This window comes from Agarilytica rhodophyticola, assembly GCF_002157225.2.
GTDB classification, from domain to species: domain Bacteria; phylum Pseudomonadota; class Gammaproteobacteria; order Pseudomonadales; family Cellvibrionaceae; genus Agarilytica; species Agarilytica rhodophyticola.
On the sequence record NZ_CP020038.1, the window covers coordinates 3,358,077 to 3,379,841 of the forward strand.

Annotated in this window: 19 protein-coding genes; 16 read left to right on the top strand and 3 right to left on the bottom strand. The window is 43.6% G+C overall.

Annotated features, from left to right (window positions below; genetic code table 11):
* Window position 1 precedes the first annotated feature (1 nt).
* Window positions 2-1,132 (top strand): hypothetical protein, encoded by a 1,131-nt coding sequence (locus BVC89_RS14035; protein ID WP_086931791.1) that lies wholly within the window; start codon window positions 2-4, stop codon window positions 1,130-1,132.
* 526 nt (window positions 1,133-1,658) lie between these two features.
* On the opposite strand, the gene BVC89_RS29775 is transcribed toward BVC89_RS14035, so the two are convergent.
* Window positions 1,659-1,814: a hypothetical protein gene (locus BVC89_RS29775; protein WP_158657939.1), complete on the bottom strand. Its 156-nt coding sequence runs from the start codon at window positions 1,812-1,814 to the stop codon at window positions 1,659-1,661.
* Between BVC89_RS29775 and BVC89_RS14040 the strand changes: the two genes are divergently transcribed.
* The 3 genes from BVC89_RS14040 to BVC89_RS14050 all read left to right on the top strand — a co-directional run bounded on the left by BVC89_RS14040 (window position 1,813) and on the right by BVC89_RS14050 (window position 7,269).
* Complete coding sequence (locus BVC89_RS14040; protein ID WP_086931792.1) at window positions 1,813-3,180, top strand: MFS transporter; 1,368 nt, start codon at window positions 1,813-1,815, stop codon at window positions 3,178-3,180. The two genes, BVC89_RS29775 and BVC89_RS14040, sit on opposite strands and share 2 nt — an antisense overlap.
* A 169-nt stretch (window positions 3,181-3,349) precedes the next feature.
* Complete coding sequence (locus tag BVC89_RS14045) at window positions 3,350-5,707, top strand: GH36-type glycosyl hydrolase domain-containing protein (protein WP_086931793.1); 2,358 nt, start codon at window positions 3,350-3,352, stop codon at window positions 5,705-5,707.
* A gap of 122 nt (window positions 5,708-5,829) precedes the next feature.
* Window positions 5,830-7,269, top strand: a complete 1,440-nt coding sequence (locus tag BVC89_RS14050) for an HDOD domain-containing protein (RefSeq protein ID WP_086931794.1) — start codon at window positions 5,830-5,832, stop codon at window positions 7,267-7,269.
* A 52-nt stretch (window positions 7,270-7,321) separates the two neighbouring features.
* On the opposite strand, the gene BVC89_RS14055 is transcribed toward BVC89_RS14050, so the two are convergent.
* Together BVC89_RS14055 and gloB are read right to left on the bottom strand one after the other, a co-directional pair.
* Window positions 7,322-8,941: a lytic transglycosylase gene (locus BVC89_RS14055; protein WP_245929397.1), complete on the bottom strand. Its 1,620-nt coding sequence runs from the start codon at window positions 8,939-8,941 to the stop codon at window positions 7,322-7,324.
* A gap of 191 nt (window positions 8,942-9,132) precedes the next feature.
* Window positions 9,133-9,909, bottom strand: a complete 777-nt coding sequence (gloB, locus tag BVC89_RS14060; RefSeq protein WP_086931795.1) for a hydroxyacylglutathione hydrolase — start codon at window positions 9,907-9,909, stop codon at window positions 9,133-9,135.
* Between the two features lie 196 nt (window positions 9,910-10,105).
* Between gloB and BVC89_RS14065 the strand changes: the two genes are divergently transcribed.
* From BVC89_RS14065 to BVC89_RS14120, 12 genes are all read left to right on the top strand, one after another.
* Window positions 10,106-10,948 carry a class I SAM-dependent methyltransferase gene (locus BVC89_RS14065; protein ID WP_086931796.1) on the top strand — a complete coding sequence of 281 codons (843 nt, stop codon included), beginning with the start codon at window positions 10,106-10,108 and terminating at the stop codon, window positions 10,946-10,948.
* A 291-nt stretch (window positions 10,949-11,239) separates the two neighbouring features.
* Window positions 11,240-11,959 carry a DNA polymerase III subunit epsilon gene (dnaQ, locus tag BVC89_RS14070; RefSeq protein ID WP_086931797.1) on the top strand — a complete coding sequence of 240 codons (720 nt, stop codon included), beginning with the start codon at window positions 11,240-11,242 and terminating at the stop codon, window positions 11,957-11,959.
* A gap of 168 nt (window positions 11,960-12,127) precedes the next feature.
* Complete coding sequence (locus BVC89_RS14075) at window positions 12,128-12,598, top strand: Na+/H+ antiporter subunit E (protein WP_086931798.1); 471 nt, start codon at window positions 12,128-12,130, stop codon at window positions 12,596-12,598.
* Window positions 12,595-12,888, top strand: coding sequence for an MrpF/PhaF family protein (locus BVC89_RS14080; protein ID WP_245929398.1), 294 nt, complete (start codon window positions 12,595-12,597; stop codon window positions 12,886-12,888). Before BVC89_RS14075 ends, BVC89_RS14080 begins: the two co-directional genes overlap by 4 nt.
* The gene (gene mnhG / locus BVC89_RS14085; RefSeq protein WP_086931800.1) at window positions 12,888-13,211 is read left to right on the top strand and encodes a monovalent cation/H(+) antiporter subunit G; all 324 of its coding nucleotides are present in this window, start codon (window positions 12,888-12,890) and stop codon (window positions 13,209-13,211) included. The genes BVC89_RS14080 and mnhG overlap by 1 nt, the downstream gene beginning before the upstream one ends.
* 58 nt (window positions 13,212-13,269) lie before the next feature.
* Window positions 13,270-14,244: a DUF4040 domain-containing protein gene (locus BVC89_RS14090; protein ID WP_281260999.1), complete on the top strand. Its 975-nt coding sequence runs from the start codon at window positions 13,270-13,272 to the stop codon at window positions 14,242-14,244.
* Entirely contained in the window at window positions 14,241-14,597 is a 357-nt protein-coding gene (locus tag BVC89_RS14095) for a cation:proton antiporter subunit C (protein WP_086931802.1), read from the top strand. Before BVC89_RS14090 ends, BVC89_RS14095 begins: the two co-directional genes overlap by 4 nt.
* Window positions 14,591-16,126: a monovalent cation/H+ antiporter subunit D family protein gene (locus BVC89_RS14100; protein ID WP_086931803.1), complete on the top strand. Its 1,536-nt coding sequence runs from the start codon at window positions 14,591-14,593 to the stop codon at window positions 16,124-16,126. Before BVC89_RS14095 ends, BVC89_RS14100 begins: the two co-directional genes overlap by 7 nt.
* On the top strand, window positions 16,123-17,580 hold the full coding sequence (locus tag BVC89_RS14105; RefSeq protein WP_086931804.1) for a proton-conducting transporter transmembrane domain-containing protein: 1,458 nt from the start codon (window positions 16,123-16,125) through the stop codon (window positions 17,578-17,580). Before BVC89_RS14100 ends, BVC89_RS14105 begins: the two co-directional genes overlap by 4 nt.
* 14 nt (window positions 17,581-17,594) lie before the next feature.
* Window positions 17,595-17,858: a hypothetical protein gene (locus tag BVC89_RS14110; RefSeq protein WP_086931805.1), complete on the top strand. Its 264-nt coding sequence runs from the start codon at window positions 17,595-17,597 to the stop codon at window positions 17,856-17,858.
* On the top strand, window positions 17,851-19,536 hold the full coding sequence (locus BVC89_RS14115; protein WP_086931806.1) for a Na(+)/H(+) antiporter subunit D: 1,686 nt from the start codon (window positions 17,851-17,853) through the stop codon (window positions 19,534-19,536). Before BVC89_RS14110 ends, BVC89_RS14115 begins: the two co-directional genes overlap by 8 nt.
* A gap of 482 nt (window positions 19,537-20,018) precedes the next feature.
* Window positions 20,019-21,746 (top strand): FimL-related protein, encoded by a 1,728-nt coding sequence (locus BVC89_RS14120; RefSeq protein ID WP_086931807.1) that lies wholly within the window; start codon window positions 20,019-20,021, stop codon window positions 21,744-21,746.
* Window positions 21,747-21,765 lie beyond the last annotated feature (19 nt).

The window sequence follows — 21,765 nt, forward strand, 5'->3', positions numbered from 1 at the left end:
AATGTTAAAACACGTTCTCACAAAGAAGTTTTTACCAACTATTGTGCTGTTTATGGTGTCTGCGTTCTCGCTTAATAGTGTGCTCGCAGAACCTTATCTGGCACAACGCTACGGCCAGAAATGTATGGCTTGCCACACCAATATCACAGGTGGTGGCAAGCGAACGGCAGCAGGTAATGGCTACGCTTTGGCGTTGACCGACTCGCCGCTTACCACTAAATTTAACCCTGTGTTATCCGAACAAATATCGGTGGGGGGCAATTTTCGCGCGGACTATACCTATACTGGCTTTGATAGTCCTGACTCCAATGCTCAAGGGGTTACAGGTAACGAGATTGAAGACACAAGCAGCTTCAATGTTAATGCTGGTAATCTTTATTTAGAGTTTGGTTTAAGTGAAGACATCACTTTTTATCTCGATCAAGAAGTGGCCCCAGAAGGTGGGCGGACGCGAGAAGCGATTGCCATTAAAAGAGGTGTGTTAGGTGATAACGACTATATTAAAGCTGGTCGTTTCTATTTGCCTTTTGGTCATCGTCTACAAGATGATGCAGCGTTTATACGTGAGGTTACGGGCTTTAACTTTGATAATAGTGATACTGGTGTTGAATACGGTATTGATAAAGATAAGTTATCGTTCAGGCTTGCTGTGAGTAATGGTACCCAAGGCGCGGGAGAAACCAATAAAGATAAACAAGCATCCACATTACTTGAGTGGGTCGACACTAAATATCGTGTCGGTGTATCTGCCTCTGTTAATAACGGTCTTAACCAAACATCGCGCAACGCTTATGCTTTATTTGGTGGTTTAACTTTAGGGAAGTGGGTATTTCTGGCAGAAGTGGATCTTATCGAGGATGAAGTTGGTACTGCAAAAAATACTAGTTTAGCTGGATTTTTAGAAGCAAACTATTTAGTGACACCATCGACAAATATTAAGCTTAGCTACGATTTTCATGATCCCAATGATGATCTGGATGAGGATGAGCGGACACGTTTTAGTTTACTCGGCGAAACTTTCTTAAATCAGTTCTCACAACTGAGATACGGTATAAGACGAGCCGATGGTATTCCTCAAAATACTCTGCAAAATCAAACTCAGGCCTTTACTGAATATCACATATTTTTCTAATAGCTGAATAAAACACCTGACCTTATGGGCGCCGACAGGCGCCCATTTCTTTATATATCATTCTGATTTTTCTCCTGCCTTTTCCCAAACTAATATTTACTGCAAGTAATTTCTCATACATAGCTCTTTTCCGATTAAATAAAAATAATTCTATTATTAAGTGCTCATCATTTTGTACATACGCGCTCGCATTTATTTACTAGCTTTTATAAATGCAGGTAGCTATTTCACGGAGTTTTTGCAGAACTACAGCGCTGACGATTGTTATATTTCAAGTATCAAATAAAGCTTAGACAAAAGGCGACATTTTTGTTGTCCACCAGACACGATTCTGGAGGTTGATTGTCGCGCAGTGCACATGATAGCTTAAGCTGGAATTTGCTTGTGCCTTTTATGTATAAGGCCTTTGTTTATAAGACTTTTGTGTATAAGAAAAGAGCAATGCTGCGGTGATTCAAATCTATACCTATGGATTTAAAATAGTTGAAAACAATAAATATCCCGCTCAGTTATTCGCTAAACTACATCATAGTACCTCTTGATTATTTTTTGGTGCTTCTGTTTTATCAGGCTGGATGTTGTCTTGGATGGCACAAGTATCTTCGCTAAAGGCTTGCTTACAGCTCGCTTTTAAAGCCTTTGAATGATGTGATGAGACACTATTAACTTGAGGAGAGTGCATGCAGGAATCCAATAATAATGGCCGCATGACAAAGCTAAGTATCAGAGAAAAGCTCGGTTATGGCCTGGGTGATTTCGGATTTAATTTATATTGGACAACAATTGCCTCTTTTTTAGCGGCTTTTTATACCGATGTATTCGGTATTTCTGCGGCAGCGGCGGGTACGATGTTGCTTGTCACCAAGATTGTGGATGCTTTTACCGATCCTGCGATGGGTGCTATTGCCGATAGAACCAACACACGGTTTGGTAAGTTTAGACCCTATTTACTGTGGGCCGGAGTGCCAATGGCGGCAGCGGCTGTGCTTACCTTTACCACGCCTGATCTCAATGATTGGGGCAAACTTTTGTGGGCCTACGCCACCTATACCATGATGATGTTGCTATATACGGTATTGAGTACACCGTATTCTGCCTTGTCTGGTGTGATGACGGCCGTCAGTCAAGAGCGAACATCCTTAATTAGCGTTCGTTTTCTTTTTGCTTTTAGCTGTGGAGCCTTAGTCAATAAATATACCTTGCCATTGGTTGAGATATTCGGTGGCGGGAATGATAAGCTTGGCTGGCAACTTACCATGGGGTTATATGGCATACTTGCGGCGGCGATTTTTTCTATCACTTTTCTGTCGACGCGAGAGCGAATTTCTCCTCCACCTGCGCAAAAAACTCATCCGCTTGAGGATATTAAAGACCTTCTACAAAATAAGCCTTGGCTTATCTTATTTATTCTGGCAATGGTCATCATGTTGACGATTACCATGCGTGGTGGTTCGGCATATTATTACTTTACCTATTATGTGGAGCGACCTGATTTGCTTCCAAACTATTTATTTGCACAACAAGTTGCTTATGCGCTCGGCGCAATCTGTGCACCTTTACTTACACGTTTTATCGATAAAACAAAATTGCTGATGATTTTGATGGGAAGTGTGGGTGTTTTATCTATCCTATTTTATTTTGTGCCCAAGGATATGATCTGGGCTATGTTTACCCTGAATATTCTTATTAGCTTGGCACTTGGGCCAAAGTCACCTCTGACGTGGTCTATGTATGCTGATACCGCAGACTATAATGAGTGGAAAACGGGTAAGCGAGCAACAGCAATGACCTTTTCTGCGGCAACTTTTTCGCAAAAACTGGGTGGTGCCCTTGGTTCGGCCGGTATGTTGTGGGTGTTAGCGGCGATTGGTTATGCGGCGAATCAGGCGCAAAGTGGAGCTTCTCAGGTGGGAATCGCACTATTGCAAACAGCAATACCTGGAGTTTTTGCGATTATCGCGATGGTGGTTGTCAGTTTCTATTCATTAAGCGGTAAGCAATTAGAAAACATTCAACAAGAACTAAAAGAAAGAGAGCAAGAGAGTTAATGGATTGATATTAGAGCTGTAAAATCTGGATTTTGCACTTTGTACTTTTTGTATATTGCATTTTCCATTCTCCATTATGGATTGACGCTATGATCACAGATATATGCGTACAATATTAAAAATTGATAAGCAATACGATATTGCTTTTTTGCTTGGGATAAACTTTTAGATGCTAGATATTAATGATGAGTGTATAGAGCTTAAAACACCCACAGCCATGCCTAACGCTGCCGCATTTTTATGGAATAAAAAAATGGTGATGCAAGTGAACTGTCGAGGCTTTGTAGTCGCTCAGCACATGCAGCCAGATGCTTCAAAATATTCCCATTCCCCTAATATTGAAGCGAAAACCTTTATCCAACCCGAACAGCCTTTCTACGCGCATCATCCAGGCCGTTTTGTTTATATTAAAGACGAGCAAAGTGGGGAACTCTTTTCTGTACCCTATGAACCTGTGCGTAAAACTGGCGATACTTTTGTGTTTTCGGCAGCACAAGATGAAATTCAATGGCGAATAGAATTTCAAGGAATCGAGGTTCAGCTAACTTTGAGCATTCCTCGTGACGATGTTGTGGAGCTGTGGCGTTTACAGGTGCGTAATAAAAGCGGTCGCCCTCGTAAACTTAGCATTTATCCTTCATTCACCATTGGTTATATGAGTTGGATGAATCAATCTGCTTGTTATCGACAAGACTTAGGTGGCATTGTTGCCAGCAGTGTTTCTCCCTATCAAAAGCTTGAAGATTATCCCCGTATTAAAACGTTAAAAGATAAAACTTTCTTTTTACACAATATCAAACCTACGGCATGGGAAACAAACCGCGAAGCGTTCGAGGGAGAAGGTGGCTTACACCAGCCAAGTGCTGTAGATCAAGAGCAGTTAGAAGATGGTGAAGCCTTTTACCAAACACCTGTGGGCGTATTTCAATTTCGCCACAGTTTTGATGTGGATCATAGTCAAGAATATCGCTTCCTTTTTGGGCCAGCTAAAGATGACAGTGAAATTGCTCAGCTGCGAGAAAAATACTTCGCTCCTGGAGCATTTGAAGCAAGCCTACAAGATTATCGTGCTTATATAAAAGAAGGGGAGGGTTGTCTTACGATTAATACCCCCGATGCCGGCTTTGATAATTTTGTTAATCATTGGCTGGGGCGACAAATCTTCTATCATGGGGATGTCAATCGTCTCACTAACGATCCACAAACGCGTAATTATCTGCAAGATAATATGGGAATGTGCTATATCAAGCCCCAAGTATCTCGCCATGCGTTCTTACATGCACTTAGCCAACAGGAACAAAGCGGTGCTATGCCAGATGGTATCCTGCTGCATGAAGAGGCGCAGCTGCAGTATATTAATCAAATCCCTCATACAGATCATTGTGTCTGGTTGCCTATATGCTTACAGGCCTATTTTGACGAGACCGGTGACTACGGTTTGTTGGACGAACAGGTAAGCGGCCTTAGTGATGGTAAAACTCTGACGGTGTTTGAGCGTGTGACTAATGCCATGCATTGGTTACTTGAAAGCCGAGATGCGCGCAACCTTAGCTATATTGCCCAAGGAGATTGGTGCGACCCTATGAATATGGTAGGGCCAAAGGGGCGAGGCGTATCCGGCTGGTTGTCGGTAGCCACTGTTTACGCTCTTAAATTATGGGCCGATATCTGCCAGCAGTTTCGGCAACAAGGGCAAGCTGAGAAATTATTGGCTTCTGCTGGACAAATGTCAGAAGCGATTAACGAGCATTTATGGGATGGTGATTGGCTTGCTCGAGGCATCACAGACGATAATGTCGTTTTTGGAATTAGTGATGATCCTGAGGGTCGCATCTTTCTTAATCCGCAAAGCTGGTCGATGTTGGCGGACTGCGTCAATGCTGAGCAGCAACAAAAAATGATTGCAGCGATCGAGCAGCAATTAGAGACGCCTTACGGCGTTATGATGTTGGCTCCTGCCTATACCTCGATGCGAGAGGACGTCGGCCGAGTTACCCAAAAATACCCCGGCGTTGCAGAAAATGGTTCGGTGTATAATCACGCTGCTATCTTCTATATTTACGCTCTTTATACCATTGGCGAGTCCGAACGTGCATTTAAGTTATTGCGTCAGATGATTCCTGGCTCAGATGCGCAAGATTACTTGCAGCGAGGGCAGTTACCCGCCTATATACCCAATTACTACCGTGGTGCCTATTACCAAATCCCTAAAACGGCAGGTAAATCCAGTCAGCTATTCAATACCGGTACCGTCAGCTGGGTATATCGCAGTTTAATCGATGGTTTGTTTGGCCTTAGAGGTTGCCGTGAAGGTCTTTGTATACAACCGCAATTGCCGGCACATTGGCAGCACGCCAGTGTGAGTCGAGTCTTCCGAGGCGCTACTTTTGATGTGTCTTATGAGCGAAAAGCATCGTTACATAAAATGTCCATACGTATTAATGATAAGGTCTTGGATGAAGCTATAGTGCGAGACATTAAAGTCGGTGAACGTTATAGCATCAAGATCCAATTGCCTGCTGCTTAAGAGACATGGATGTAGCGGCCATCAGCTGAAATAATGCAAAGGCCGCATACTAGCTCTAGACTATAGGTACCACTATTGAATGAAGTGCCTGGGGCACTCTAGAGCTAGGCGTTATTGAGGCGATGTCGGCAAAGCAGCTGAAGTATTGGACAGATAAAATGACTCACCAAAACTTTCCTATTTTGGGAAATGTTATGGGTGAGCTCAATCTTATTACAGGCAACGAAGACGCAGAGATCAACCAACTTTCTGAAGTTATACTAAAAGATCCGAACCTGACTTCTCTGGTGTTAAAAGTTGCCAATAGTGTTCAATATAATTTAAGTCATTCTCATATTAATACCGTCAGCCGGGCTATTGTGCATATCGGCTTAAAAGGTGTTAGGGCAATCTGCATTTCTTCATTAGTACTAGATACTTTGGTACATGGCAAACCTAAAGATCGTGTATTAAAGCTAGTAGCTCAGGGTATTCATGCGGCGACTCAAGCGAGAAACCTCTTTCAGGCAATGGGAGAAGAGGATGGCGGTGAAGAAGTTTTTATTGCTGCGTTGCTATTTAATTTGGGAGAGATGGGCTTTTGGGCATCGGATGACAATCCCGAAAAACACCAAGATTTACTTAATGATTCTCCCGAAATCCGACGTGAAGCGATGGCCAAAATTTTAGGTACCAGTTTTAAAGCCATTACCTTAGAGCTTGCTAGACAGTGGCATCTGGGGGAGGTTTTGGAACAGGCTTTATATCCTCGTGATAATGCTTCACTTAAAGTTAAAGCTGTGGTGACTGGCGAACGTCTTAGTCGGGCGGCTTGTTATGGTTGGCAAAGTCCACAATTAAAAAAAGTATTGAAAGAAGTGGCGGACTACACCGGTATGTCAATGTCGGCGGCGTTAAAAAAAATTAAAGAAGGAGGAGATGAGGCTGCCGAAGTTGCTCTGAGCTATGGTGTTGCCGAAGCTTGCCCGCTGATACCTTCGAGCTTGGAAGACTTTGTTTTGGAAAAACCAAGCTCTGCCAATAAAATTTTAAAAAGTGATTCTCACTTACAACTTAGTATTTTACGAGATTTATCTATTGCCACACAGGAAAATGTCAGTGTTAATACCATTTTTCAAATGGTACTGGAGGGTATGCATCGCGGCATTGGTCTTGAGCGTGTGTGTTTAGCTTTTATTAAAGGCAGAAAACTTGAAGGCAAGCATATGCTAGGTGAAGGTGTGGAGAGCTGGCACAGTAATTTTGTTATGGATATCAGCCCTTTTTCTGAAAATATTTTTACCCGCTGTATCGAATTAGGGGGTAGCTGTTGGTTTAAGCCAGATTCTTCTAGCAAAGACAACGACCTCTACTCTAATGATGTGGTAAAAGTACTTCATCATTTCCCATGTTTTATTCATGTGATTGAAGTGGACAATCGCAAAGTTGCCGTGTTTTATGCCGATCGATCAGACTTTGGCGGCAAGCTTTCTCATGAGCAATTTGAAAGCTTTAAACATTTTTGCTCGCAAGCACAAATAAGCTTAAATTTACTCTCAAAAAATAAATCTCAGGGCCGCTAGATAAACACCCAAAAAGTTGTTTCTGAATTAACTTTACTGAATTAAATAGCTGCTAGCTCTCTTGGATTCTTTTTACGTCGACAAACAATTTAAGTGACTGTCCTGGCTGTAAATATTTGGAGCGCTGGATATTGTTCCACTGCAAAATATCGTCAATTTTTAAATCGAACTTTTTGGCGATACGAGCCAATGAATCGCCGGAGCGCACTCTATAATTTAATCTGCGCACCACACCTGAGCCGCCAGCAACAGCAGGTAGTTTCGTCCATATCTTTAATACCTGCCCAGGCTTAATTGGATCTCGTTGCGCCATACTATTCCAGCGGGCCAATTTGGCGGTACTGACTTTGTAGCGCCGGCTGATAGACCATAAACTATCACCGCTTTTTACGGTGTAATCTATTTTTTGTCCGCCCTGTTTTTTGGCAACCGCAGCGTAGCGTTTGGCAATGCGCTCGTCGAAGCTATAACTATAGTGTTTCCCTGGTTTTGCTGCGACAGGCACCATCAATGTACGCCCTGCACGAATATTGTTGTTGGGTAGCTTATTGATGGTTTTCAATGAGGCAACGCTAATTTTGTAGCGTCTGGCGATGGTAGATAAACTATCCCCTGAACGAATTTTGTAACGTTCCCAGGTAACACGATCTTCATCTGGAATCTTGGCTAATTTTTCACTGAAGCTAATTGCACGTTCAGCTGGCATCAGTAACTCATGGGGGCCAGTAGGATCTGTCGCCCAGCGGTTAAAGCCTGGGTTTAGGTGGTAGAGCACATTCATGTCAATCTCTGCCAAGTTTGCCGCCTGCGCTAAGTCGATTTGTGAGCCGATTTTGACGGCGGTAAAATATTGTTCATTAGGTACGCTATGAAGGGTTACATTGTGGGCGTGTGGGTCGGCAAATATTTTTGCTAAGGCCAGTAGGCGAGGGACGTAGTCTTTGGTTTCTTTAGGTAAGTCCAGGTTCCAAAAGTCAGTAGGTTTACCGCGTTTTTTATTCTTTTTTATAGCTCGAGATACATTTCCAGCACCGCTGTTATAGGAAGCTAATGCCAATAGCCAATCGCCATCGAAGCGCTTGTGTTGTTTTTGTAAATACTTTAGTGCAGCCTCTGTCGAGGCGACAACATCACGGCGTCCGTCGTACCACCAATTTTGCTTGAGCCCGAGCATACGGCCAGTGCCTGGTACAATTTGCCACATACCCGAAGCGCGTCCATGAGAATAGGCAAAGGGGTCAAAGGCGCTTTCAACAATAGGTAGCAACGCAATCTCTAATGGCATATTTCGTTTTTCGAGTTGCTCAACAATATGAAACATATAAGGCTGGGAGCGCTTTGTTACTCGCATCATATATTTGGGGTGGCGCACATACCATTTAAGCTGTGTTTGTACACGTTTATTATCGTATTCGGGTAATTTATAACCTTCACGGACTCGATCCCATACATCTTTATGGGGCACATTATCACTGGTGAAAAGCTCATCGGCAGAGATAAAACATTCAGGGTCGAGATCAAAATCTTCACTAATTGGATAGGCAGGTCCCATTTCGGAATTAGCGCTGGCAAACGCGTTTGGCTGATCAACAAAGTGTTGTTTAAGATTGCTACATGCGGAGATAAAAAAGAAACTAACGAAAAAAAATAATTTAATTTTGTTAAACAGCATTATAACGCCCTGGTGCTTATAGTACGCGCTAGTCTAACGACAAGTTCGATAAAATCAATGGCTTGTTGTTAAACTTGGCTTGTTTGAGGAGAAAGGATTCCTATTTGCCTCACGGGTCACAGTAAAAACTCACGATAAAAATGCGATTTTACTTACATCATGTCTATAAAAAGAAATGTTGTATAAAAGTGTTAAAAATTATCTTTCCACTGCCTGAGTGCTGTGAATACTTCCAACTCATCAGCAAGGGAGTGACCGATATGTTGTTTGGCCATATCAACGACGGCGCTATTATTGCAGCGCAAAAAAGGGTTGACTTGAGTTTCCAGTGCAATAGTCGTGGGTAGTGAGGGTTGGCCTTGTGCTCGCATCTGTATCACACTTTGTTCTCGTTCTAAGAGGGCTGGGTTATTTGGCTCAACCGCTTTGGCAAAGGCGATGTTTGCTTGGGTGTATTCATGGGCACTATATACCAGCGTGTTTTCTGGTAGTTGTTTTAATCTGTCTAATGAGGATTTTAACTCTAAATGAGTGCCCGAAAAAATCCGGCCGCAGCCAGAGGAAAATAATACGTCGCCACTGAAAAGCTGATAGTTATCATTGCTCTCAACCACGTAACATAGATGCTCTGGCATGTGCCCTGGTGCTGCGTAGGCTGTGCAGTTTGTACCCCAGAGTGAAAACTTATCATCGTCATAAAGAGGGTGTGTAATTTGAGGAATGTGTTGCGAGTCCGGCCCGAGTATAGCCACGTTTTTGTATCGCAAAATGTCATCAAGGCCGCCGATATGGTCATAGTGCGAGTGAGTAATCAAGACACCCACTAGTTCGAGCTTGTGCTTCTCCAAATATTCAATCACGGCTGTGGCATCACCAGGATCTACTACCCAGACTTCGTTACCATCTGTTTGCTGAATAAGCCAGACGTAGTTGTCTTGAAATGTTGGGATAGGAGAAACTTTGAACATATTATGACCTCTTGTATGTGATCTTCTTAATTCGATCTTGCAACCAGTACCTTTTAGTCTATACCTTTGAACCCAGGCACTTTATAAGCGACTTTGTGCGTGGTGGCAATGTTAATAAGGTGCGTATTTTGTCGTATTGACATAAAATAAAGGTAAGAGTGCATTTATTTTGTTCGTGTATATTTGTTTTGGAGTCATGATGAAGTCATTGAGATCTCGATTCAATATTGATCCGCTCGCACAGTCACAGGCACGCATTGCCCAGTGGTTCTCCACGCCCTTGGGTCGGCGTATGCTCTTTCATGAGCGTAAAACTTTATCTGAGGAGCTGCGTTATTTATTTGGTTACCATTTTATGCAGCTAAGCCCTGTCGCCAATGTCAACTTTGGCAGTGCCAGTCGAATTAATCACTGTATCTCTATGTCACCGGCTGTAAGCGGCTTAGATGATAAAAATTCCAGTATCGATGGCGTCAGTGATTTTTGCGATTTACCTTTTGATGATGATGTCATTGATGTGACTGTGTTGCACCATGTATTGGAGTTCTCTGAAAATCCACATCAAGTGCTAAAAGAAGCAGCTAGGGTCACGATTCCAAGAGGATATATCATTATTGTCGCTTTCAACCCTATAAGTTTATCTGGGCTATTTCAGCCGCTGGGTGCACTTCTTAATTTCAGTAGCATTTCCCGCCGTCGACTTTTACGCGCTGGCAGAATGAAGGATTGGTTAGAGTTTCTCGACTTTACCTGCTTAAGTACCAAACAAGTTTTCCATAATCTACCCATTAACAATGCTCGCTTTTTAGCCTCTACACGAGTGTTAGAAAGATTCAAGTACAAAAATAAAATGCCGATGGGAATGTCATTTGTGATGGTGGCCCGTAAGGATAAAGCGGGGCTAACCCCAATAAAACCCAAGTGGGAGAAGGGCAATTTACTCGGTGCTATGCCAATTGCTAAGCAAGCCATTCGCGCCAATGCGGCTAAAGAAGGTTTGGTATTACCATTTAGAACAAAAATCAAAAGAGAGTTTTAGAGGCTTTCATCGCAATAAATATATTGCAACACAATTGTCAACGAATTGCTGGAGAATGCTGTAAGGGCTTATAACTATTTGTAGTAAGTTTCATCATTTTCTATTGAAAATATTTTGACTTGTAGGCAGACTCTTAGACAAAGTATAGGGCGCCAGCTTCAATTCCATTATACTTACATGATATATTTATAAGCTCTCGATATATAGAAATTCGCTTAAAAAAGTTATAAAGTACGCCTTACAGGTGTGATTAATAATATTAATAATAGAAATTAAGCTTTAGGAAGGTATGTGAGACAGATAGTTCTGGATACTGAAACCACAGGTCTTGAGCACGCCCAAGGCCATAGAATCATTGAGATTGGCTGTGTTGAATTGGTCAATCGTAGGCTTACCGGCAATCACTATCACCAATATATTCAGCCTAATCGAGAAGTAGATGAAGGTGCCATGGCTGTCCATGGTATCACCAATGAGTTCTTATTGGACAAACCTGTCTTTGCCGACATCATCAATGACTTTCTAACATTCATCGGTGATTCCCAGCTGGTTATCCATAATGCTCCCTTTGACGTTGGCTTTCTTGATAGTGAAATAGCCCGTTTCGATTCCACTTTGCCCCTTATTGAGCAGCGCTGTAAGGTGCTCGATACGCTCACCATGGCGAGACAGAAGCACCCTGGGCAAAAAAATAATCTCGATGCCTTATGTAAGCGTTACGAAGTCGACAACTCCCAGCGAGACCTCCATGGCGCTCTTCTCGATGCCGAAATTTTAGCTGATGTCTATTTGGTGATGACCGGTGGCCAGCGAAATTTGCTTTTTAACGGCGCCAGTTCAGATGATGAAGGCGATGGGAGCTATGTTGAACAAATTATTAGGGTCGATGCTAATCGGCCAAGGCTCAGTGTTGTTAGAGCTGATGAAGGTGAATTGTCCCGCCACAATAAAAAATTAGAGGCCATTGACAAAGCATCTGGGGGGAATTGTCTGTGGTTGAAGCCAGTTTGATTTTTTATGTGCCATCCTCCGATCGAGAATTATTTTAGGTTTTAAGCTTAAGTTGTTAATTTCACTGGAAAATTTATAATGATTTTCTGTGTCAATGCTATACTTGCTGCAATAGCAATACCTGAACAAGGCATTACTTGCACTTAATAATATGGAATAGAAGCGACAATGCGACATACCTTATATTTATCAAGTACATTAATTGCTCTTTGGCTATTGAATTCAGGCCACTACACACCGCTGATATTGGCACTAGGATGTTTTTCCGTAGGCTTGACGGTGTGGATTGCTCACAAAATGGATGTGGTGGATGGTGAAGCGCAACCGATCCATCTCACCTTAAGATTGCCTGGCTATTGGTTTTGGCTGACAAAGGAAATTGTGCTATCAAATATCGATGTGGTGAAACGTGTCTGGCTTGCGCCAGAGAGTATTGATCCTGCCGTGGCCACTTTAAAAATCTCTCAAACCACTGACATGGGCCGTGTCATTTACGCCAACTCAATTACCCTGACACCAGGCACGGTGACCCTAGATCTGAAAGACGATGAAGTGCTTATCCATTCATTGACGCGCGAAGGCTTGCGCGATTTGCAAAATGGCGAAATGGATCGTCGCGTATCGCTACTGGAGAAATGATGTTTGTCGCCGCCGTTGCCGCCATATTGATCTCTATGATTCTCGCCCTGTTTCGCGCATTTATGGGGCCGACACTTTATGACCGGATTCTCTCAGTCAATATGTTTGGCACTAAGACCGTCATTATGATCTCACTTCTAGGCTTTATGATGGGGCGTCCAGAGTTTCTTGACATCGCATTAGTTTATGCACTTATTAACTTTATAAGCATTATCGGTATTTTGCGATTCTTTGAATATGCCGAGTCGGATGCCGATACAAATGCCGAAAAAAAGGAGCTTAAGTCGTAATGGTATTAGATATTATTAGCTGGGTCTGCCTAGTCAGTGGCGGTTTCCTCTGTATTACAGGAGGTATCGGTTTATTTCGTTTTCCCGACTTTTTCTCCCGCATGCATGCGGCCAGTATTACCGATACCCTGGGCAGCGGCCTGATTATGATCGGCTTGCTCGTTCAAGTGGGGGAGGCGTGGATCGTTGCTGTCAAGCTATTGTTAATTATCTTATTTATCTTTCTAACGAGCCCAACGTCTAGCCATGCACTGGCGAAGGCTGCGCTGCATTCTGGCCTCAAGCCCTATGAAAAGCAGCAGTCAAAATCGAGCTCAGAGTAAACTTTAAGCGCAAACCTATATAAACAAGAAGGGGCTAATCATCGAGTTTTTAACTGATATCGTCATACTGGGTTTTCTGGTACTTACGGCAATATCGATTGCTTTGACCAAAGACCTTTTCGCCAGCGTGATGCTAACAGGCATCTATAGCTTATTGTCTGCTTCATTTTTTGTGGTGATGGACGCTGTGGATGTGGCTTTTACAGAAGCTTCTGTTGGGGCAGGTATTTCGACAATTTTGATGCTTTCTACTCTAACCCTCACGGGTCGCTATGAAAACCCTGCTCGTCACAATACCACCTTAGGTTTAGTTGTGGTGGTGATCACCGGCGCATTATTAATTTTTGGTACCAGCGATATGCCTTCTTTTGGTGATTTACTCGCGCCGGTGCAGCAGCATGTAGGCCCCTATTATTTAAATCAATCCTATGAAGATATCGGCGTCCCAAATGTGGTGACTTCAGTACTGGCCAGTTATCGAGGGTTTGATACTTTCGGCGAGACAGTGGTGATTTTTACCGCTGGTATCGGTGTTTTAGGGTTGCTGGGCTTCACTGCCAACGGTAACGCACAATATGAAAATACCGTAGCCCCCATGTACCAGCATAAAATCCTACGTATCGTCAGCAAAGTACTGATTCCGCCGATCTTATTATTTGCTCTCTACGTCCAGTTTCATGGAGATTATGGCCCTGGCGGCGGCTTCCAAGCCGGAGTGATTTTTGCGGCCGCGATTATTTTATATGCCATGTTGTTTGGTGTTGGCAGTGCTAAGAAAGTTATCAACCAACCACTTATTCAAATATTGTCTGCTTTGGGTGTTTTATTATATGGCAGTGTTGGTGTTGTTTCTCTCTTAAATGGTAAGAACTTCTTGGATTATTCCGTGTTGGCAAGTGATTCTGTTGCGGGACAACACTACGGTATTTTACTTATCGAGTTGGGTGTTGGTATCACTGTTACCTGTGTCATGATCATTATATTTTTTACCTTTGCCGGGCGGATAGATAAAAAGCATGGGGTGGCTCAATGAATATTTTAGAGCAGTATAATTATTGGGTTGTTGTCTGTCTCATGATGATTGGTTTTTTCATCGTTATATCTCACGGTAACTTGGTTAAAAAGCTCATGGGCTTGAGTGTTTTTCAAACATCCGTATTTATTCTCTATATTAGTATGGGTAAAGTCAGTGGTGGTACGGCCCCCATTCTCGACCAAGCCTATTCAGTCTTTTCCAATCCTTTACCTCATGTGTTGATTCTCACAGCTATTGTTGTGGGTATTGCTACCACTGCCTTAGGCTTGGCGCTGGTAGTAAGAATTAATGAGGAGTACGGCACCATAGAAGAAAGTGAAATCCAACAAAAGGATGATCGCGAGTGCTAAATCATTTTCCTATTTTGCAGGTAATCGTGCCGCTGCTGGCGGCGCCTATATGCTTGTTACTGCAACAGCGCCGCCTGGTCTGGATATTTACTACGTTGGTCAGCGCTATAGCTTTGTTGATCAGTTTCCAACTGCTCTATCAAGTGCAAACCCAAGGCACCCTTATTTATGAGTTGGGTGGCTGGCAAGCTCCCATCGGCATTGAATATCGTATCGATGCCCTGAGTGCTCTGTTATTGGTCTTGGTTTCTGCCATGAGTACTGTGGTACTGATGGGTGCGCATAAAAGTATTGAAAAAGAAATCCCTGAAGACAAGCAGACCTTTTTCTATATTGCCTTTTTACTTTGCCTGGCGGGTTCGCTGGGCATTATTGCGACGGGCGATGCATTTAACGTGTTTGTATTTCTGGAGATTTCTTCCCTGTCTACTTATACCTTGATTGCTCTTGGTAAAGATAGGCGAGCCTTATGGGCTTCATATCAGTATCTAATCATGGGTACAATCGGGGCGACATTCATTCTGATCGGTATTGGTTTGATGTATATGATGACCGGTACTTTGAATATGCACGATCTGTCCCAACGCCTGCCGGAGGTGGTGCAAACTAAAACGGTGTTCACCGCTTTTGCATTTTTTATTGTGGGTGTCTGTTTAAAGCTGGCCCTGTTTCCTTTGCACCTCTGGCTGCCCAATGCATACGCTTATGCGCCGTCTATGGTGACAGCTTTCTTGGCTGCAACGGCGACTAAAGTGGCGATATATGTGTTAGTACGTTTTACCTTCACAATTTTTGGGGTGGAGTTTGCGCTGTCATTTTTGCCTTTGTCAGAGCTGTTAATGGTGCTAGGCCTTTTGGGAGTCTTTGGTGCTTCTATTGTTGCCATTTTGCAAACGAATGTGAAACGTCTTTTTGCATACTCTAGTGTGGCGCAAATAGGTTATATGATTATTGGCTTCAGCCTGGGATCTCAAGCGGGCTTAAAGGCTGCACTGTTGCACTTGTTCAACCACGCGCTTATGAAGGGTGCGATCTTCATGGCGATAGCCGGCTTGGTGTATCGCATCGGTGCCACTAATCTTGAACATTTTAAAGGGGTAGGACAGCGCATGCCTTTGACTGCTGCGGCAATTGTAGTTGGAGGTTTAAGCCTTATTGGTGTGCCCTTGACAGTGGGCTTTGTGAGCAAGTGGTATTTGATTGTTGCCTTGCTAGAGCAGGGTTTGTGGCCGGTTGTTGCACTGGTCTTGATGGGTTCGCTGCTAGCGGTAATTTATGTTTGGAAATTGGTGGAAATTGCCTACTTCCAAACGCCTTCTGGCGAGTTGTCCCCTAATGGAAATGAAGCCCTTAGTCCACAAGATGCCCTAAACCCACAAGACGCCTTTAGCCAGCGCGAGGCCCCTTGGATAATATTAGTTCCCACGTGGTTACTTGTTGTCGCCAATATTTATTTTGGTATCGATACTGATTTTACGGTGAATGTTGCTACTCAAGCTGTCTCCAGTTTGTTTGGAGAAAGTCCATGAGCAGTGAATTGCTATTGCTACTCAGTTTATTTTTGCCCTTAGTGGCGGCCTTTTTAATTGCGCTTACTGGGAAGTCGCCCAATGTTCGTGAATCTGTCACTTTAGTGGCCAGTGTACTGTTATTGGTTGTTGTCACCGCTTTATATCGTCGATTCTTAGCCGGGGAGGTCATTGCTTATGAATGGCTGCAGATTTTACCCGGTTTGGCAATTAAGTTTCGCCTGGAAAGTCTAGGAGTATTATTTTCTCTTGTCGCCAGCTTCCTTTGGGTGATTACTAGCGTCTATGGTATCGGGTATATGCGTGGTAACAATGAGAAGAATCAGACGCGCTTCTTCATGCTCTTCCCAGTTGCCATTGCCGCTGCTCTTGCTATTGCCTTTGCTGGTAATTTGCTGACCTTATTTATTTTTTATGAGGTTATGACGCTTTCTACTTTTCCCCTCGTGACTCATAAAGGGAATGATAATGCGGTTAAATCCGGACGTATTTATCTCGGTGTGTTGATAGGCTCTTCTATTGGTTTACTGCTGCCGGCCATTATTTGGGTATGGTCGATTACTGGCACCACAGACTTTATCGCCGGAGGTATTCTGCTAGGTAAGCTCGATGGTACCTTGCTTACGGTGTTGGCTTTACTGTTTGTATTGGGAATCGGCAAGGCGGCGGTTATGCCAGTGCACCGATGGCTGCCCGCGGCCATGGTGGCACCGACACCGGTAAGTGCTTTGCTGCACGCAGTTGCCGTGGTGAAAGCTGGGGTGTTCAGTGTCGTTAAAGTGGTGGTCTATATTTTTGGTATCGACCATTTGCGCTCAGCTCCCCATATCGAGTGGGTATTATACTTGGCGTTTTTCACCGTAGTGATGAGTTCGGTGATTGCTCTGAGACAAGATAATCTTAAAAAACGTTTGGCGTATTCTACTATTAGCCAGTTATCGTATGTTGTGATGGCAGCCTTGCTACTGGCTCCTATCTCCATAGTCGGGGCGGCAATGCATATCGCAGCCCATGCATTTGGCAAAATCACACTATTCTTTGCTGCAGGTTCTATTTACACCGCGTCGAAGAAAACGGAAATTAGTCAGCTCGATGGTATAGGTCATCGTATGCCTTTTACCATGGTGGCCTTCACCATTGGCGCACTTTCCATGATAGGTCTGCCTCCTGCAGTGGGGTTTATCTCCAAATGGTATATCTTAATGGGGGCTTTTGAAGCCGAGCAAATGCTGGCCGTTGGCGTTATTTTGCTATCTACATTGCTCAATACTGCTTATTTTATTCCGATTGTTTACCGCGCCTTTTTTGTTAACGAGGCCGGCGATAATAAAGATCATGGAGAAGCTCCAGTGGCTATTGTCGCGGCATTATCGATGACAGCACTGCTGACTATGGTCTTATTTCTATACCCTGAAATTCCCTATAATTTAGCCAGCATGATTCAAGTGAGGTAGGCGGTGATACGCATATGAGTGAGAATGATAAACACTGGTTGTACCGCGAGGAGAATAGGCGAACGCTCTGGATTGCGCTCGCTGTGATTCTTGTGTTGGTTATGATTCCCGAATTTTTTGTTCATCATCATGCCCATTTTGAAAAACAGGGTGTGCATATTGATGCCTCTTGGGGGTTTTACGCCTGGTATGGCTTTGCTACCTGCGCCGCGATGGTTATCGCAGCCAAAGTGCTAGGTATTGTGCTTAAACGTAAGGACACTTATTACGATGACTAATGTGTTGTTACCTCCGGGCCTCATCCTTGTATTCGGAGCTTTGGCTATTGCATTTAGTGGCAACAGTCGCATTCGCCAAGCCCTAGTACTCGGTCTACCGCTGTTGACCTTAATAAGCATTTGGCTAACGCCTCTTGGGGACAATATATTACTGCCATTTTTAGAATATCAACTTCAGCCCCTTTCCTTTAGCGCGACAAGCCGTGTGTTCGCCACAATTTTCGCTCTTATGACGTTGATTGGGGGGCTGTATGCCTTACATCAGGCATCCACATTAGAACTTAGTGCGGCCTTTGCTTATGCAGGGTCTGCCATCTGTGTCACTTCTGCAGGGGATCTTATCACCCTGTTTATTTTTTGGGAGTTGATGGCAATTGGCTCGACCTTAGTGGTTTGGGCTGGAAATACTGAGTTGGCGTATAAAGCAAGCTTCCGTTATCTGTTAATTCATTTGCTAGGTGGCGTCATTTTGATGTCGGGAATTGTCGGCCATATTTATCAGTCCGGCTCTATTGAATTTACCCTATTTAAGCTTGATTCAACGGCGAGTTGGCTAATTTTGGCGGGGTTTTTAGTGAACGCAGGTGCACCGCCATTTTCTTCTTGGATCGCCGATGCTTATCCTGAAGCCAGTCCCAGTGGCAGTGTGTTTTTATCTGCCTTCACCACTAAAACTGCCGTTTATGCATTGATGATTGGCTTTGCTGGTAGCGATGTTTTGATCTACATCGGCCTCTACATGGTCTTCTATGGGATTATTTATGCGCTATTGGAAAATGACATGCGCAGAATTCTCGCCTACAGCATCGTCAACCAGGTGGGCTTTATGGTGACGGCTATCGGCATCGGCTCGCAAATGGCTCTCAATGGGGCTACGGCCCATGCTTTTGCTCATATTATCTATAAGGCGTTGCTATTGATGTCAGCGGGCAGTGTGCTGCTGCAGACCGGGGAGCGTCGTTGTTCTCATCTGGGTGGTTTGTTCCAAACTATGCCAGTGACAGCGTTTCATGGCATTATTGGTGCACTCGCCATTTCAGCATTTCCATTTACTTCGGGCTTTGTTACCAAATCTTTAGAGACATCGGCAGCGGCGTATGAAGGTTTAGCATTTGTGTGGTTTTTGCTGATGGCAGCGTCTGCTGGTGTGTTTTTGCACGCGGGCATTAAATTTCCTTGGTTTGTCTTTTTTCAAAAAGATTCCGGCAAGCGCCCTGAGGAAGCCCCGTTGAATATGCGTCTTGCCATGTGGGTGTTTTCGTTTTTATGTATTGCCATTGGCTTATTCCCTCAGCCGCTGTATAACATCCTACCTTATGCGGTGAAATATGAGCCCTATACCGTTGACCACCTTGTGACCCAGTTTCAATTGCTGGTGTTTGCTGGCGCCGCGTTTTTCGTATTTTTGCCCATGATGAAGCGTACTTTAACCATTAGCTTGGATTTTGATTGGCTATATCGTCGCCTTATTTATCGTTTAGGTCTTAAATTGTTCGATGGGATTTGGCGTGTTGATGCTGTTATTCGACAGGCAGGTCTAGCCTGTTTTAACGGCTTGTGTACCTTTATTGTGGAGCATGCCCCTAGCGGTATTTTGTCTAAAACTCGTCCTTCTAGCAGCATGGTCATATGGGTTACCGCGATGCTTGCTATTCTTGTTGTCAGCTTTATCTTATAGGTGCTTGCTTCTAGACGCTTGCTTCGAATTTTATGATCTACTGGCACTTGTTAAAGCAAGTGCCCGGCTTTTTATGATGCAACGCTAAACCTTATAACTAGAAAGCTGGTACAAAAAAACAGCTTTTATGGTCAAAACCTAAGCGCTAAACCTCTGGCATCAGGCCCTTCTCGATGAAAACCTATAGGCAGTTACCTCAAAAATATAAATATTCTGTCATGCTATTTGCTCATTATTATCGAGCAATCTCTATAGTGTAGACTTGGTTTTTGAATTTATACGAGATATTGAGTTAAGATCGTTCCATAACTCTAAGAAATTTAAGGATTTTTACCTGTTTCCTATTATACTTAAGTTGCAGTACTATAGGTGCTGGCACTAATAGGGCCTAGTATTGAATATTTTAAAAAACGGGCGTTACGCCTACGATGTGATTCCTTCAACATAAATTTTTCAACATATAGCAAAGTGGATTCCTAACTGTGAGCTCTCTGGATGCTGTTAACTTTCAATCTTTAAATCTTGTTCGAGATGAGCTTGTGGCGACCATCGAGGAGGCGGCGAGAAATTTAGAGAAATTTGCCAATTCCCATGACGATAGTGACGCACTGCAAGCTTGTATTGAGTGTATCGGGCAGATCGCCGGAACGTTAAAACTTATTGAGTTTGGTGGTGCTGAGTTGCTTGCTCAAGAGCTTTTGGCCACTGCAAATGAAATTTCGCCTGGCAGTAATGGCTCAAAATTTGAGCGGCGTCTTGATGTTGTAAGTAGTACGTTTTTTGTGCTGACTCGCTATATGGAATATGTTCAGCAAACTGAGCGTAAGGTGCCTGTACTGTTGATTCCGCAAATTAATGAATTGCGTAAATTGCGTGAAGAGCCGGCCTTGCCTGAATGCCACTTCTTTTTGGTGAATCTTACACATAAGCCCCAGGTGCCTGTTGTAGATCCTCTTACTCTAAGTGATGCAGAATTTGCTCCGGCAGTGCGTCGCTTACGCCATATGTATCAGATTGGCTTACTTGGCTTTTTTAAAGAGAGCCAGCTGAAAAACTCCATTGCCATGATGCGCCGTGCTTTAAAACGTTTTCGCCGTTTGTGTGAAGGGGATAAGCCTTTATCGTTATTGTGGTGGTTAGCCGATTTGACGCTGGAGTCTTTCACCTCTCAAAAAATGCAAATCATCGAAACGCGCAAAATGCTGTTTGGGCGTATTGACCGCATTGTTCGCCAAGTGGAAAAGAATGGGCGAGTGGCCTTCGATGCAGAACCGCCAAAAGCCCTAATTAAAGAGCTGGTCTATCTCATTGCGTTATCGACCTCTGATGATGACGAAGTCAAATCAGTGCGCAGCACCTATGGCTTGGAGCGATTCAATTATACCGATGAGGATTTGGCCAGTGAGCGAGATCTGTTAAATGGTCCAAGTGCTCATACTGTATCCTCTCTTGCTAGTGTCTTACAGGCAGAGCTATTGAGTACGAAAAAAATTCTCGAAAGTGCGTCTCAAAGCAGTATTCAAAAGATTGATGATATTGATGGTTTTATCGCGACCTTACAGAAAGTGGCCGAAATTTTATCTATTGTGGGGTTAGTGGCGGCATCGAATACCCTCAAAGATGAATTGAACCGTATTGATTCATGGAAAGAGGTGGAGGAAATTTCTCGCCAGGATATGACAGAAGTAGCGAATACTCTGCTGTATATCGAGTCCACGGTGAACTCTATTGAGATGACCAAATTATCTGATGAAAAGCTCGATATGGCCAATAAGGTGGCACAGAGAGAAATTATCGCATCTGGTCAGTTGGCTGAGGCAAAACGTATTGTTCTCACCGAGTCAGAAGCGGGTATTTCCTTGACCAAGCGTGCCTTGAGCTCTTTCTCTGAATCTGAGTTTGATACCGGCCATATTCGTAATATTGGAAAAACCTTGAATACCATTCGTGGTGGTATGCTCATGCTAAAATGTGGCCGCGCAGCCGTTATTCTTGAGCGTTGTGCATCATTTGTAGATGAAGTTCTTATGGATCCGGACTCTCCTCCGGCACTGAAAGAAATGCTGGAGACCTTTGCCGATTCCATTATATCTATTGAGTACTACCTCAATTCTGTAACATCTAATTTGCAAATGGATGAATCTGTATTGCAGTTAGCCGAGGAGAGTCTGGAGGCTTTAGGGTACCCGATCAACGCAGCTGAAGAGTAAGTATTGCCCTCAGTGCCGT

Excerpts from the sequence above, each read along its gene's own strand:
- BVC89_RS14050 (WP_086931794.1), top strand. The coding sequence starts at position 5,830 with ATGTCGGCAAAGCAGCTGAAGTATTGGACAGATAAAATGACTCACCAA.
- mnhG (WP_086931800.1), top strand. The coding sequence starts at position 12,888 with ATGGTATTAGATATTATTAGCTGGGTCTGCCTAGTCAGTGGCGGTTTC.
- BVC89_RS14040 (WP_086931792.1), top strand. The coding sequence starts at position 1,813 with ATGCAGGAATCCAATAATAATGGCCGCATGACAAAGCTAAGTATCAGA.
- BVC89_RS29775 (WP_158657939.1), bottom strand. The coding sequence starts at position 1,814 with ATGCACTCTCCTCAAGTTAATAGTGTCTCATCACATCATTCAAAGGCT.
- BVC89_RS14105 (WP_086931804.1), top strand. The coding sequence starts at position 16,123 with ATGAGCAGTGAATTGCTATTGCTACTCAGTTTATTTTTGCCCTTAGTG.
- BVC89_RS14055 (WP_245929397.1), bottom strand. The coding sequence starts at position 8,941 with ATGCTGTTTAACAAAATTAAATTATTTTTTTTCGTTAGTTTCTTTTTT.
- BVC89_RS14115 (WP_086931806.1), top strand. The coding sequence starts at position 17,851 with ATGACTAATGTGTTGTTACCTCCGGGCCTCATCCTTGTATTCGGAGCT.
- BVC89_RS14045 (WP_086931793.1), top strand. The coding sequence starts at position 3,350 with ATGCTAGATATTAATGATGAGTGTATAGAGCTTAAAACACCCACAGCC.
- BVC89_RS14080 (WP_245929398.1), top strand. The coding sequence starts at position 12,595 with ATGATGTTTGTCGCCGCCGTTGCCGCCATATTGATCTCTATGATTCTC.
- BVC89_RS14095 (WP_086931802.1), top strand. The coding sequence starts at position 14,241 with ATGAATATTTTAGAGCAGTATAATTATTGGGTTGTTGTCTGTCTCATG.
- BVC89_RS14075 (WP_086931798.1), top strand. The coding sequence starts at position 12,128 with ATGCGACATACCTTATATTTATCAAGTACATTAATTGCTCTTTGGCTA.
- BVC89_RS14110 (WP_086931805.1), top strand. The coding sequence starts at position 17,595 with ATGAGTGAGAATGATAAACACTGGTTGTACCGCGAGGAGAATAGGCGA.
- BVC89_RS14065 (WP_086931796.1), top strand. The coding sequence starts at position 10,106 with ATGATGAAGTCATTGAGATCTCGATTCAATATTGATCCGCTCGCACAG.
- BVC89_RS14035 (WP_086931791.1), top strand. The coding sequence starts at position 2 with ATGTTAAAACACGTTCTCACAAAGAAGTTTTTACCAACTATTGTGCTG.
- gloB (WP_086931795.1), bottom strand. The coding sequence starts at position 9,909 with ATGTTCAAAGTTTCTCCTATCCCAACATTTCAAGACAACTACGTCTGG.